14 protein-coding genes are annotated in these 13,310 nt (G+C 69.9%); 11 read left to right on the top strand and 3 right to left on the bottom strand.

All coding sequences use genetic code 11. The features are described 5' to 3' along the window. Window positions 1-326: RNA-guided endonuclease InsQ/TnpB family protein (locus KIP79_RS11265; protein WP_250213022.1), on the top strand; the 326-nt coding region annotated here is incomplete at its 5' end. 53 nt (window positions 327-379) lie between these two features. Here the strand turns inward: KIP79_RS11265 and KIP79_RS11260 are convergent. After that, window positions 380-1,528, bottom strand: coding sequence for a steroid 3-ketoacyl-CoA thiolase (locus KIP79_RS11260; RefSeq protein WP_214104659.1), 1,149 nt, complete (start codon window positions 1,526-1,528; stop codon window positions 380-382). A 58-nt stretch (window positions 1,529-1,586) separates the two neighbouring features. Beyond that, a complete protein-coding gene (locus KIP79_RS11255; protein WP_250213021.1) occupies window positions 1,587-2,231 on the bottom strand; it encodes a TetR family transcriptional regulator in 645 nt (214 codons plus the stop codon). A 183-nt stretch (window positions 2,232-2,414) separates the two neighbouring features. On the opposite strand from KIP79_RS11255, the gene KIP79_RS11250 reads away from it, so the two are divergent. The 7 genes from KIP79_RS11250 (at window position 2,415) to gap (ending at window position 9,201) form a co-directional block, all read left to right on the top strand. Next, entirely contained in the window at window positions 2,415-3,470 is a 1,056-nt protein-coding gene (locus tag KIP79_RS11250; protein ID WP_214104658.1) for an acyl-CoA dehydrogenase family protein, read from the top strand. Next, entirely contained in the window at window positions 3,470-4,624 is a 1,155-nt protein-coding gene (locus tag KIP79_RS11245) for an acyl-CoA dehydrogenase family protein (protein ID WP_214104657.1), read from the top strand. Before KIP79_RS11250 ends, KIP79_RS11245 begins: the two co-directional genes overlap by 1 nt. Then, the gene (locus KIP79_RS11240; protein WP_308169668.1) at window positions 4,621-5,514 is read left to right on the top strand and encodes a bifunctional MaoC family dehydratase N-terminal/OB-fold nucleic acid binding domain-containing protein; all 894 of its coding nucleotides are present in this window, start codon (window positions 4,621-4,623) and stop codon (window positions 5,512-5,514) included. The genes KIP79_RS11245 and KIP79_RS11240 overlap by 4 nt, the downstream gene beginning before the upstream one ends. A 1-nt stretch (window position 5,515) precedes the next feature. Continuing rightward, complete coding sequence (locus KIP79_RS11235; RefSeq protein WP_250213020.1) at window positions 5,516-5,908, top strand: MaoC family dehydratase; 393 nt, start codon at window positions 5,516-5,518, stop codon at window positions 5,906-5,908. Beyond that, window positions 5,905-7,062 carry a lipid-transfer protein gene (locus KIP79_RS11230; RefSeq protein WP_214104656.1) on the top strand — a complete coding sequence of 386 codons (1,158 nt, stop codon included), beginning with the start codon at window positions 5,905-5,907 and terminating at the stop codon, window positions 7,060-7,062. The genes KIP79_RS11235 and KIP79_RS11230 overlap by 4 nt, the downstream gene beginning before the upstream one ends. 52 nt (window positions 7,063-7,114) lie before the next feature. Next, a complete protein-coding gene (locus KIP79_RS11225; RefSeq protein WP_214104655.1) occupies window positions 7,115-8,062 on the top strand; it encodes a GlxA family transcriptional regulator in 948 nt (315 codons plus the stop codon). 140 nt (window positions 8,063-8,202) lie between these two features. Next, window positions 8,203-9,201 (top strand): type I glyceraldehyde-3-phosphate dehydrogenase, encoded by a 999-nt coding sequence (gene gap / locus KIP79_RS11220; RefSeq protein WP_214104654.1) that lies wholly within the window; start codon window positions 8,203-8,205, stop codon window positions 9,199-9,201. A gap of 9 nt (window positions 9,202-9,210) precedes the next feature. On the opposite strand, the gene KIP79_RS11215 is transcribed toward gap, so the two are convergent. Continuing rightward, window positions 9,211-10,617 carry a hypothetical protein gene (locus tag KIP79_RS11215; RefSeq protein ID WP_214104653.1) on the bottom strand — a complete coding sequence of 469 codons (1,407 nt, stop codon included), beginning with the start codon at window positions 10,615-10,617 and terminating at the stop codon, window positions 9,211-9,213. A gap of 337 nt (window positions 10,618-10,954) precedes the next feature. On the opposite strand from KIP79_RS11215, the gene KIP79_RS11210 reads away from it, so the two are divergent. From KIP79_RS11210 to KIP79_RS11200, 3 genes are read left to right on the top strand one after another with little or no spacing between them, the layout of a single operon-like run. Beyond that, window positions 10,955-11,962, top strand: coding sequence for an ABC transporter ATP-binding protein (locus tag KIP79_RS11210; RefSeq protein WP_214104652.1), 1,008 nt, complete (start codon window positions 10,955-10,957; stop codon window positions 11,960-11,962). Further along, window positions 11,955-12,629 carry an ABC transporter permease gene (locus KIP79_RS11205; RefSeq protein ID WP_214104651.1) on the top strand — a complete coding sequence of 225 codons (675 nt, stop codon included), beginning with the start codon at window positions 11,955-11,957 and terminating at the stop codon, window positions 12,627-12,629. The genes KIP79_RS11210 and KIP79_RS11205 overlap by 8 nt, the downstream gene beginning before the upstream one ends. After that, entirely contained in the window at window positions 12,590-13,288 is a 699-nt protein-coding gene (locus tag KIP79_RS11200; protein WP_308169667.1) for an ABC transporter permease, read from the top strand. Before KIP79_RS11205 ends, KIP79_RS11200 begins: the two co-directional genes overlap by 40 nt. Window positions 13,289-13,310: the final 22 nt, after the last annotated feature.

The raw sequence follows: 13,310 nt of genomic DNA, 5'->3' as shown, positions 1-13,310 counted from the left end.
TCTCACTCGAAGACCTGAGTGGAATCCGTGACCGGGTACGGCTCCGCAAGCCCCAGCGGGTCACCCTGCACTCCTGGAGTTTCCACCAACTGGGAAGCTTCATCGCCTACAAGGCGGTCCGCCAGGGCGTTCCCCTGATGTACGTCGATCCGGCCTACACCAGCCAGGAATGCTCGACCTGTGGGCACGTGGACAAGAAGAACCGGCCGAACCAGGCCACCTTCTCCTGCACGTCGTGCGGCTTCGCTGAGCACGCCGACGTCAACGCGGCCCGCAATATCGCCTCACGCGGTGCCACGGGCTGGGCAGTGAGTCACGCTGCCTAACGCGGCCCGAATCGTCGACGCCATCGACGGTCAGGAGCTGCAAGCTCGGTCGTTCACGGCCGAGAAGCTGACAGTCGCTCAAGGACGGTGGCGGTTGCGAGTGCGCCGCCCGCGCACATGGTTACCAGGGCGGTGTTCGTGGCCGAGCGTTCCAGTTCGTGTAGTGCTGTGGTGATCAGACGGCAGCCGGTGGCCCCCACTGGATGGCCGAGGGCGATGGCGCCGCCGTTGGGGTTGACCCGGTCCAGGTCCGGGCGGTGCACCACCGCCCAGGAGAGTACGACCGAGGCGAAGGCTTCGTTCACCTCGAACAGGTCGATGTCCGAGATGGCCATTCCCGCCTGGGCCAGCACCTTCGCGGTCGCGTCCACCGGCCCGTCCAGGTGGTAGTACGGCTCGGAGCCGACGAGTGCCTGGGCGAGCACACGCGCCCGGGGACGTAACGACTGCCGGGCCGCCGCCTCCGCGCTCATCAGCAGCACCGCCGCCGCCCCGTCCGAGATCTGCGACGAGGTTCCGGCGGTGTGGACGGCCTCCTCCCCGAGGACGGGTTTCAGCCGGGACAGCCCGTCGATCGTGGTCTCCCGCAGCCCCTGATCCTTGGTGACCGGCAGTCCCGCCCCAGGGAGCATCACCGGCAGCACCTCGCGGTCGAACCGCCCGTCCGCCCACGCCTTGGCGGCCAGCCGCTGCGACCGCACCCCGAAGGCGTCCGTCTGCTCCCGGCTTATCCCCCGCCGTTTCGCGATGCGCTCGGCCGCCGTGAACTGGTCGGGCAGGTCGATCGACCAGTCCGACGGCCGCGGGTCGGCGGGCAGCACGTTGCTGCCCAGCGGCTGCCGGCTCATCACCTCCACCCCGCAGGCGATCCCCACCTCGATCACCCCGGCCTTGATCAGCCCCGCCACCAGGTGCACCGCCTGCTGCGAGGAGCCGCACTGGGCGTCCACGGTGGTCACCCCCACCCGGTACGGCAGGCCGGCGTACAACCACGCGTGCCGCCCGACATGCCCGCCCTGCTCGCCCGCCTGGGTCACGCACCCGGCGAACACCTGCTCGACCGAGAGCGGATCCACGCCCGACCGCTCGACCAGCCCGGTCAGCGCCGCCGCCAGCAGGGCCTGCGGTTTGATCCCCGACAACCAGCCGTTCCGCTTCCCGATCGGCGTGCGTACGGCGTCGATGATCACGGGCGTGCCCATCCGACCTCCAGAACATCGCTCTGGCAGGAATGTAACGGGTTCTACTTTCGAGCGGAAGTCAGAATTCGGCCAGCAGCCGGTCCGCCGCGATCTCGATCCGCCGCTGGGTCTGCTCGTACGTCCGCCGCCCGCGCAACATCTCCAGCAATTCGTACACCCAGACGCTGGAGAGCGACCCGGTCAGCGCGAACTGCTCCTCGGTGGCCGTCGCCGCGGTGAGCCCCGGCACGGCGGCCCGGAGCAGCAGCCCGGCCATGCGATCGCCGAAGGGGGTGTCCACCTCGGTGATGATCAGCGACCGGATCAGCGCGTCCGCCAGCTCCGGCTCCCGCATCAGCCCCCGGGTGGCCCGCATCAACACGTCCACCGCCCGTCCCGCCGGGGTGGCCGCGTTCGGCGGGCGCCGCTCGATGCTGGATTCCAGCAGGTCGATCTCCTCGCCCACCACGGCGACGACAAGATCCATCTTGGACGGGAAGTACCGGTAGAGCGTGCCGAGCGCGACCCCCGCCCGCTCGGCCACCGTGCGCATCTGCATCGCCTCGACCCCGCCGCGGGAGGCCAGCGCCGCCGCGGCCTGGACGATCCGCTTCCGCCGCTGGTGCTGGCTCCTGGTCCGTACGCCGGGAGCCGCCTGACTGGGCACAGAATTCAGTCCCGGGTGCCCTTCCAGGCCCCCCGGGACCACCGGCGAGACGCGCATAAGAACACGTTATCTGATTTCCGCCCGTGCCCAAATGGTTACTCATCAGTCACAAACGGGCCGCATTCCCGCATGTCAGCGACGTATCGACACCGGTCTAACGATCGTCACCCTGGACAGAGATTAGAATCCGTTCTAATTTCGGTACGGCGGGCCCCTGAGTGCACACCTCCGGGAGAGCTGGTGGACTTCAACCTGGACGAGACACAGACCGAGCTCCACACCCTCATCACCGACCTGCTGACCAAGGAGCTCACCCCCGAGCGACTGGATTCCGGAGAACGAACCTTCGACGAAGGGCTGTGGCGCACGCTCGCCAAGGCCGGGCTGCTGGGGGTGTGCCTGCCGGAGGAGGCGGGCGGCGCCGGGCTCGGCGCGGTGGAGCTGGCGGTGATCCTGCGAGCGGCCGGCGCGCACGTGGCACCGGTTCCGCTCCAGCAGAGCCTGGTGGCGGGACTGACCATCGCCCGCCACGGCACACCCGCGCAGCAGGCCGCGCTGGCACCGCTGGCCGAGGGCGAGACCGTCCTGACCTACGCCCTCCGCGAGCCGGGCCACGATCTCCACGATCACCCCACGACGACGGCCACCCCTGCCCACCGCCTCACCGGCCGCAAAACCATGGTCTCGTACGCCGAAATATCATCAAAAATCCTCGTGAATGCGGACACGGGGGATGGGGTGGGGCTCTACCTGGTCGATCCCGCCGACGCCGACCTCGTGACGATGCCCCTGGCCACCGGTGAACCGGGCGCCGTCATCAGCCTGAACGACACCCCCGGGGAACCCCTCGGCGACCCCACCGCCCACCACACCCTCCGCCGCACCGCCCTGGCCGCGATCACCGCCACCGCCTCCGGCGTCCTCGCCGGCGCACTCAAGCTCACCACCGAACACATCAGAACCAGACGCCAGTTCGACCGCGCCCTCGCCGAGTTCCAGGCCGTCACCGTCCAGATCGCCGACGTCTACATCGCCCAGCGCGCCCTGGACGTGGCCGTCTGGTCCGGCGCCTGGCGCCTGGCCGAGGGCAGACCAGCCGACGAGGACCTGGCCATCGCCGCCCTGCACACCACCGACTCCGCCCTCCGCGCCCTCTACACCTGCCAGCACCTGCACGGCGGCATCGGCCTGGATGTCTCCTACCCCCTGCACCGCTACTTCGGCTGGGGCAAACACGCCGCCCACCTGCTCGGCGGCTCCGAGGCCCAGCTGGACCTGATCGGAGCGCGGCTCTGATGTTCATCGACCTCACCCCCGAACAGCACACCCTCCGCGACGAACTCCGCGCGTACTTCGCCACCTGCCTCACCCCCGCCCAGCGCGCCGAGATCGCCGAGGACCCGTTCGGCGCGGCGTACCTGGCGCACTGCCGCCGCCTGGGCCGGGACGGCATGCTCGGCCTCGGCTGGCCGACCGAGTACGGCGGACGCGGCTACGGCCCCCTGGAGCAGCAGATCTTCGCCAACGAGATCGCCCGCGCCGAGGTCCCCTACCCGATCATCACCCTGCAGACGGTCGGCCCCACCCTCATGCAGTACGGCACGCCCGCCCAGAAGGACTTCTTCCTGCCCCGCATCCTCGCCGGGGAGTGCCATTTCGCCATCGGCTACAGCGAACCGGGCGCCGGCACCGACCTGGCCTCGCTCCGCACCTCGGCCGTCCGGGACGGCGACCACTACCTGGTGAACGGCCAGAAGATCTTCACCTCGGGCGCGCACCACGCCGACCACATCTGGCTGGCCGCCCGCACCGACCCGGACGCCAGGAAACACCGCGGCATCACCATGATGATCGTCGACACCGCCGACCCCGGTTTCTCCTGGACCCCGATCGTGACCATGGACGGCCGCCACCACACCAACGCCACCTACTACTCCGACGTCCGAGTCCCGGTGGACATGGTGGTGGGGGAGGAGAACAAGGGCTGGGACCTGATCGTGAACCAGCTCAACCACGAACGGGTGACCCTGGGCCCGGCGGGCAACATCGCCCACACCTACCTCCGGTTCGAGCACTGGGCCAGATCCGGCGGTCTGATGGACCAGCCGGAGGTGCGGCGCGCCCTCGCCCGCGTGTACGCCTACTTCCGCACCAACGAACTGCTCAACTGGCAGGTCGCCGCCAACATGGACCTCGGCTGGCTGGGCGCCCCCGACGCCTCCGCCACCAAGATCTACGGCTCGGAGCGCATGCAGGACGTGGGCCGGATCGTCGGCGAGACCCTCGCCCGGTACGGCGACCCGGGCGACCCCGAGACCCGCGACCTGATCGACCGGGTGGACCGCGGGGTGAAGGGCGGCCTGGTGCTCACCTTCGGCGGCGGCGTCAACGAGGTGCAGCGCGAGCTGATCGCCATGCTCGGCCTCCAGCTTCCCCGGCCACCCCGGTGACCACGCTGCACGAGCTCGCCGAGCGCCTGATCGCGAAAGGTGAGGGCCCACGGGAGCCGACCCGCGAACCGGTCAACACCACGATGATCCGCCACTGGACCCAGGCGATGGGCGACCGCAACCCCCGTTACCAGGGACTGGACGCCGTCGCCCCGCCCGCCATGCTCCAGGTCTGGACCATGGACCGGGAGTCCCCCTCACGCGGCCCTCTGGACGACATGCTCGACGCCCTCACCGCCGCCGGTTACACCGGCGTGGTCGCCACCAACTGCGAGCACACTTACGCCCGGTACCTGACCCCGGGCGAGGAGCTCACGTACGCGACCCGGATGACCGAGCTGACCGGCCCGAAACGCACCGCACTCGGTGAGGGATATTTCCTGACATGGCTCACCACCTGGTACGCAAAGGACGAACCGGTCGGTGAAATGACCTTCAGGTTGCTGAAGTTCCGCCCCCGGGAGGAAAGTTCCCCCACCGGGAAGCGGAAGCCGTACCCCCTGAAACCCGCGGTCAACCGGGACACCGCCTTCTTCTGGGAGGGTGCCAGCAGCGGAGAGCTCCGGATCCAGACCTGCGGCGACTGCGGCGAGCTGCGCCATCCCCCCGGGCCGATCTGCCCGTCCTGCCGTTCCACCGAACGGTCGTACGTGCGGGCGGCCGGGGTCGGCGAGATCTACAGCTACGTGGTGCACCACAACCCGCCCGTTCCGGGGCACGACACACCCTTTGTGGTTGCTGTGGTGGAAATTCCGGAAGGGGTACGGATAGTGGGCAATGTGGTGGACTGCGAACCATCGCAGGTGGGTATCGGAATGCGAGTAAAGGTCACCTATCGCCGGATGGACGACGAGCTGATCCTGCCCATGTGGGCACCCCTGGAGTCATGAGATGCGCACACTGGAGATGGAAGTCGGCACCGTCCTGCCCGAGCTGGTGGTGCCGCTCACCCCGACCCTGATCATCTCGACCGCGCTGGCCACCCGCGACTTCACCCCGGTGCACCACGACCCCGAGCAGGCCCGCGCCCAGGGCTCCCGGGACATCTTCCTCAACATCCTCACCACGATGGGCCTGGTGGAACGCTTCGTCACCGACTGGGCGGGCCCCGAGGCGCTGATCCGCGGCATCAACGTCAAACTCGGCGTGCCCGCCTACGCCGGGGACACCCTCACCTTCAGCGGCACCGTCGCCGCCCGCGAGGACGACGAGTACACCATCGAGGTCCGCGGCACCGTCTCCCTCGGCGCCCACGCCACCGGAACGGTCCGGCTCTCCTTATGAGCACGGCTGTCGCGGGCATCGGCGCGACCGAGTTCTCCAAGGACTCGGGCCGCTCGGAACTCCGGCTGGCCGCCGAAGCCGTCCTGTCCGCACTGACCGACGCGGGACTGACCCCCTCGGACGTGGACGGCCTCGTCACGTTCACCCAGGACGCCAACGACGAGATCGCCCTCGCCCGCGAACTCGGCATCGGCGAACTGACCTTCTTCTCCCGCGTGCCGTACGGCGGCGGCGCGGCCTGTGGCACCGTCGCGCACGCCGCGATGGCCGTGGCGACCGGCGCGGCCTCCGTGGTCGTCTGCTACCGCGCCTTCAACGAACGCTCCGGCCGCCGCTTCGGCCAGCCCAACCCCCACTTGGGCGGCGACCCCTCCTCGCTGGGCCTGGAGATGAGCTGGCACGTGCCCTACGGCCTGATGACCCCTGCCTCCTGGGTCGCCATGTTCGCCCGCCGCTACATGCATGCCTACGGCGCGACCTCGGAGGACTTCGGGCGCGTCGCCGTGGCCATGCGCCGCCACGCCGCCACCAACCCCGCCGCCTGGTTCTACCGGCGTCCGATCACCCTCGCCGACCACCAGTCCTCCAAGTGGATCGTGGAACCCCTCCACCTCCTGGACTGCTGCCAGGAGAGCGACGGCGCGGTCGCCCTGGTCGTCACCTCCGCCGAACGGGCCCGCGACCTCCCCGCACCCCCTGCCGTCATCACCGCGGCGGCCCAGGGCTCCGGCCCCGACCAGATGATGATGACCAGCTACTACCGCGACGACATGACCGGCCTGCCCGAAATGAACACAGTCGGCCGCAGACTCTGGGAAATTTCGGGACTGCGCCCCTCCGATATCCAGGCCGCCATCCTCTACGACCACTTCACCCCGTTTGTCCTGACCCAACTGGAAGAACTCGGCTTCTGCGCACCCGGCGAGGCCAAGGACTTCATCGCCGACGGCGGCATCGAGCTCGACGGCCACCTCCCCGTGAACCCCCACGGCGGCCAGCTCGGCGAGGCCTACATCCACGGCATGAACGGCATAACCGAAGCCGTACGCCAACTCCGCGGCACCGCCGCCAACCAGCTCCCCGGCCCGGCCAACATCCTGGTCACCGCGGGTACCGGCGTCCCCACCAGCGGCCTGATCCTGTCCCGCGCCTAACCAGTGGCAGGATGCTTGCGGTAGGTGTCATCGAGGCCACGTGGGAGGCGCGATGAGTCGGCGGAACCACCACGTCGCCGTGCTCGTGCTCGACGGTGCGAAGCCGCTCGACGTCGGCATCCCCGCGCAGGTGTTCGCCAACCGGCCGAGCATGCCCTACGAGGTGCGGATGTGCGGAGCGGCACCCGGACTGGTGACCGGCGGCGACGGCCTCTCGTATCACGTGGCCGAGGGCCTTGAGGCCTTCGAGCACGCCGACACCGTCTTCATCCCCGGCTATCGCGAGCCGGCGACCACGGAACCGCCGGCGGCGGTCGTCGACGCGCTCATGGCCGCCCACGATCGCGGGACCCGGCTCGCGGCCATCTCGACAGGGGCGTTCGCGCTGGCGGCGACCGGCCTGCTCGACGGCAGGCGGGCGACGACCCACTGGCACTACACGAAGGCGCTCGCCGAGCGGCATCCGCGCGTGCTGGTGGACGAGAACGTGCTGTTCGTGGACGAGGGCACCGTGCTCACGTCGGCGGGCGCGGCCTCCGGCATCGACCTGTGCCTGCACCTGGTGCGGCGCGACCACGGCGTCGGGCTCTCCAACCACGTGGCGAGACGGCTGGTGGCGGCGCCCTATCGCAGCGGGGGCCAGGCGCAGTACGTTCCCCGGAGTGTGCCCGAGCCCCTCGGCGACCTGTTCGCGCGCACGCGTGAGTGGGCGCTGGCGCACCTGGCCGAACCGTTGACTCTGGAAGCGCTCGCCCGCAACGCGCGGGTGTCGGCGCGCACCTTCTCGCGCCGGTTCGTGCAGGACACCGGGTACACGCCGATGCAGTGGGTGCTCCGGGCACGGGTGGACCTGGCACGCGAACTGCTCGAACGCACCGATCTGGGCGTGGAGCAGATCGCCGACCGGGTCGGGCTCGGTACCGGGGCGAACCTGCGTCTGCACTTCCAGCGCATCCTCGGCACCTCCCCGACGGAGTACCGTCACACCTTCTCGGCCTGAGCTCCCCAGGGGAGCGGTGGCGAGATCCTTGCGGCCGTTGGCGAAGAGTATGGCGGGATCCTTGCGCATGCTGTCATTCAGGCCACTGTCGGCCCGGCATGCACATGCCGACCATGGACGGCGGAATGAAAGGAACTCCTATGACCCGCATTGCCGTCAACGGATTCGGACGTATCGGACGCAGCTTCCTCCGTGCCCTGCTCCAGCGCGACAGTGACCTCGAAGTGGTCGCCATCAACGACCTCACCGCCCCCGAGACCCTCGCGCACCTGCTCAAGTACGACAGCTCGCTCGGTCGCCTCGGCCGCTCCGTCGAGGTCGACGGAACCGAGCTCGTGGTCGACGGCCGCCGCATCAAGGTGCTCGCCGAACGCGAGCCCGCCAAACTGCCGTGGACCGAGCTCGGCGTCGACATCGTGCTTGAGTCCACCGGCCGCTTCACCGCGGCGGACGCCGCCCGCGCGCACCTGCACGCCGGCGCCAGGCGCGTCCTGGTGAGCGCCCCCTCCGACGGCGCCGACGTCACGATCGCCTACGGTGTGAACACCGATGCCTACGACCCCGCCGCGCACGTGATCATCTCGAACGCCTCGTGCACCACCAACGCGCTGGCTCCGCTGGCATCCGTACTGGACGACCTGGCCGGCATCGAGCACGGCTTCATGACCACGGTGCACGCCTACACCCAGGAGCAGAACCTGCAGGACGGCCCGCACCGCGACCTGCGCCGCGCCCGCGCCGCCGGCGTGAACATCGTGCCCACCACCACCGGGGCCGCCAAGGCCATCGGTCTGGTGCTGCCGAACCTCGACGGCAGGCTGTCGGGCGACTCGATCCGCGTGCCGGTCCCGGTGGGCTCGATCGTGGAGCTGAACACCACGGTCTCCCGCGAGGTCACTCGCGACGAGGTGCTCGCGGCCTACCGCGCCGCCGCCGACGGCAAGCTCAAGGGCATCCTCGAGTACGCCGACGAGCCGCTGGTCTCCAGCGACATCACCGGCCACCCGGCGTCAGCGATCTTCGACGCCGCCCTCACCCGCGCCGACGGCAAGCACGTCAAGGTGGTGGCCTGGTACGACAACGAGTGGGGTTTCTCCAACCGCGTCATCGACACGCTCGAACTGCTCACGCGCGACTGAGCGTCCCGGTCAGGGCGTCACCAGGGACGGGACCGAGAAGAAGACGATCAGGGCGATGGCCAGGCAGATGATGAAGCCGACCAGCTCCCAGAGCCAGTCGTAGTGGTGTTCGCCGACCTTGACGGGTTTGACCTTCTTGGAGCGGCCCTTCGGCTTCCGCGTGGTACGAGGCTTGTCCGGACCGGTGGTTTCCCTGCCGGTCTGGACGGCCTTGACCAGGGCACTCGGCTCGTCGTCGATGGTGACCGTCTTGCCGGGAAGTTCGATCTCGTCGGTCGTGTCCGCGGCGACGGGAGCCGGGGTTTCAACGGCCTCGGGCTCGGCCGGCTTGGACTCCGTCTCGACTTCCGGCTCGGGCTCGGGCTCGGTCTTGACCGGCTCGGCCACCGGAAGGGCGGTGGCCTCGGGCTTGGCGGGCTCGGATTCAGCCGGAGCGAAGCCGTCGAAAGACTCCATCTGGCTGAAGGCCGCCAGCCCTTCCTCGACCAGCTCCTCCACCCGCTCGACCTGAGGGGGCTTGTGAACAGGCGCGGGAACCGGGGGGAGCGGACGGCGACGCCGGGGGTCGGACAGGACGCGCCGGATGGAGGCGCGGATGCGCGGCATCGGCTCGGTGGGGGCCTCGTGTTTGCGGCGGCCCTTCTCCGGCGCGGGCGACTCGGAGATCTCCTCTGCCTGCACGACGCAGGTGTTGCTGACCTGGTCAGGGTCCTTCAGGGGCAGCGGCCACACCGGCGTGGTCGGCCATAACCGCTTGGTCGGCAGCCCGCTCATCGGCGTGCCGGCCGGAGGTTCCTCAAAAGGGAGGGAGGAGAGCACCCGGTGGCGCACCCCGTTGGCCGGCAGCCGCCAGGGCAGCCGGGCCAATACGTCCTCGATGGGCGCGACCCCGATCGCGTCGTACACCTCGGCCACGTCGACGGGCACGAAGGGTGCGGAGCGGGCGGCGGACACGGCGGTGGACAGGGTCTGGTGGAACCGGGTGCGGGCGCTGGTGGTCAGTTCCTCGGCGGTGTCGCCGGCCACGTCGAGCACCCAGGAGAGCTCGATCACGCTCAGCCCGCAGACCGCGGAGAGCAGCAGCACCTCGCGCTGGTGCGGCCGGATGTCCCGGAAGACGCGTTCGATCAGCGCGGTCGCCGGGTCGGCCACCGAGTCGACCGCGGGCAGGGCGTAGCTGACGTCCCTGCGGTAGATCTCGCGGCGGGCCAGCGCGTACAGCGCGGCGCGGGGCGGCTCCGCGTTGGCCGGGCCGGGGCTCGGCACGCTGGTGAGGACGGCGACCAGGGCGTCCGCCGCCGCGGCGGTCTCGCCGAGCTGATCGTGGCAGTACGCGAACAGCCCGGCGGCGTGACGCTCGTAGAGCTCGGCGATCAGGTCGCTGCGGGAGCGGTGACCGGTGAGCGGTTGTGTCACAGCCGGTACCTCTGGGGTTCCTGGGGACGGATCGTGGGCTCAATCATGTCAAGCCAAGCGGGGTCGGCGCACTATATAGGCCTCTTTTTGATTGCATATTTAGCGCGGCATATCGCTAGATCATTTCGTCGGGTCATTTTGGGGGCCCACGCGACAGAACGGACAGCCGCCTCGTAGTCTGGGCCCTTGGAGATCAGCAGCCGGGACGGCTTGACCGCGCCTGTGTCTGGACTGAGGAACGCAGGGAGCGAAGCGACCGGAGAGACGAGGGAAGACACAGGCTCAGGGCGGTCAAGCCCGCCGATCCGGAGGATCGGCCATGAACAAAGGTCTACGAGTGATCACATTTGAGGGTGTCACCAAGCGGTACCCGGACGGGACGGTGGCGGTCGACAACCTCAGCCTGGACGTCCCGGACGGGAGTGTCACCGTCTTCGTCGGGCCTTCCGGCTGTGGCAAGACCACCTCGCTGCGCATGATCAACCGGATGATCGACGCCACCGAGGGGCGGATCCGGCTCGACGGCAGGGACGTCAAGGAGATCGAACCGGCCACCCTGCGGCGCGGCATCGGCTACGTCATCCAGCAGGCAGGACTGTTCCCGCACCGCCGGATCGTCGACAACGTGGCCACCGTGCCGTACCTGCTGGGCTGGGACAAGAAGAAGGCCAGGGCCCGGGCGATGGAGCTGCTCGAACGGGTCGGTCTGGACGTGAAGCTGGCCGAGCGGTACCCGTTCCAGCTCTCCGGCGGCCAGCAGCAGCGGGTGGGGGTGGCCAGGGCGCTGGCCGCCGACCCGCCGGTGCTGCTGATGGACGAGCCGTTCAGCGCGGTGGACCCGATCGTGCGGATGAGCCTCCAGGACGAGCTGCTCCGCCTCCAGTCCGAGCTGCACAAGACCATCGTGTTCGTCACCCACGACATCGACGAGGCGATCAAGCTGGGGGACCGGGTCGCGGTGATGCGGGTGGGCGGGCGGCTGGCCCAGCTGAGCGACCCGGCCACGCTGCTGCGCGACCCCGCCGACGACTTCGTCCGCGAGTTCCTCGGCCGCGACCGCGGCATCCGGCGGCTCTCCTTCATCCCCGCCCGTTCGGTACGGCTCAGCCCGCCGCCCGCCGATCTCGTCGTCGAGGACGGCAGGCCGGTGGGCTGGCAGTCGGGGGACGGGCTCCAGCCGTACGGGAGCTTCGACCCGGAGACGGACTCGCTGCGGGCCGCGCTGGACGCGATGCTGCTGTCGCCCAACGGCCTGGCGGTCGCGGTGGACGGGCACGGCAAGGTGCTGGGGGTGGCGGCCAGGGACGCCCTGGACGCGGCGCTGCCAGGGGCCGCCGATGGGTGACGAGCCACTGGTCCGGTGGGACTGGATCGCCCGTAACTGGGACAACGGCACGCCGTACGCGATCAAGGCGCTGCTGGAGGACCACACCGTGATGGCCTTCCTGCCGGTGGTCTTCGGGCTGCTGATCGCGCTGCCGCTGGGGCTGGCCTGCGCCCGCTGGCGCGTGCTCTACCAGCCGACCACCGGCCTGATGAACGTGATCTACTCGCTGCCCTCGCTGGCGCTCTTCTCGATCCTGCTCTCGGTGACCGGGCTGACCAGGACCACGGTGATCATCCCGCTCACCCTGTTCTCGCTGGCCGTGCTGATCCCTGCGGTGGTGGACGGCATGACCTCGGTGCCCGACCACGTGCGGCAGTCCGCGGTGGCGATGGGCTTCCGGCCGCTGCGGCGGCTGCTCCAGGTGGAGCTGCCGATCGCGGTGCCGGTGGTGCTGGCCGGGCTCCGGGTGGCCACCGTCTCCAGCATCAGCCTGGTCAGCGTGGGCGCGCTGATCGGCCAGGGCGGCCTGGGCTACCTGTTCATCGACGGCTGGCAGCGCCAGTTCCCGACGCCCATCGTGGTGGGCATCGCGCTGGTGACGCTGCTGGCGCTGGTCGCCGACCTGGCGCTGATCCTCATCCAGCGGTGGCTGACGCCGTGGGCGCGGGCGAGGAGGGCGGCGTGAACTGGCTGGTGGAGTTCTTCGGCGACCCGGAACACTGGTCGGGTCCGGCGGGCATTCCGGCCCGGCTGCTCCAGCATCTGGAGTTCTCGGTCCTGGCGTTCCTGATCGCGGCGGTCATCGCGGTGCCGCTCGGGCTGTGGGTGGGGCACACCGGCCGCGGCGCGCTGCTGGTGGTCACCTCCGCCAACGCCGCCCGCGCGCTGCCCACGCTCGGCCTGCTGGTGCTGGTGGTGCTGCTGATCGGGGTCGGCACGGTCTGGCCGGTGCTGGTGCCGCTGATCGCGCTGGCGGTGCCGCCGATCCTGGTCAACACCTATGAGGGCATCCGGGGGGTGGACGCCGACCTCAGGGACGCCGCGTACGGGATGGGACTGCGCGGGCGGCAGGTGCTGTTCCGCGCCCTGGTGCCGGTGGCGTTGCCGCTGATCCTGCTGGGGCTGCGGCTGGCCGCCATCCAGGTGGTGGCGACGGCCACCGTCGCCGCGTACGTGGGGCTCGGCGGGCTGGGCCGGTTCATCATCGACGGGCTGGCCACCAAGGACTACGGCAGCGTTTTCGGGGGAGCGGTGCTGGTCGTGCTGCTGGCTCTGGCCGTGCAGTGGGCCTTCACCCTGGTGCACCGGGTGGTCGTCTCACCGGGGGTGCGCCAGGTCAGGTAATCTCTACTTTACCTCCCGATTT

The organism is Acrocarpospora catenulata, from assembly GCF_018476525.1.
Taxonomy (GTDB): Bacteria; Actinomycetota; Actinomycetes; order Streptosporangiales; family Streptosporangiaceae; genus Acrocarpospora; species Acrocarpospora catenulata.
This window is presented reverse-complemented; position numbering and strand designations above follow the sequence as displayed.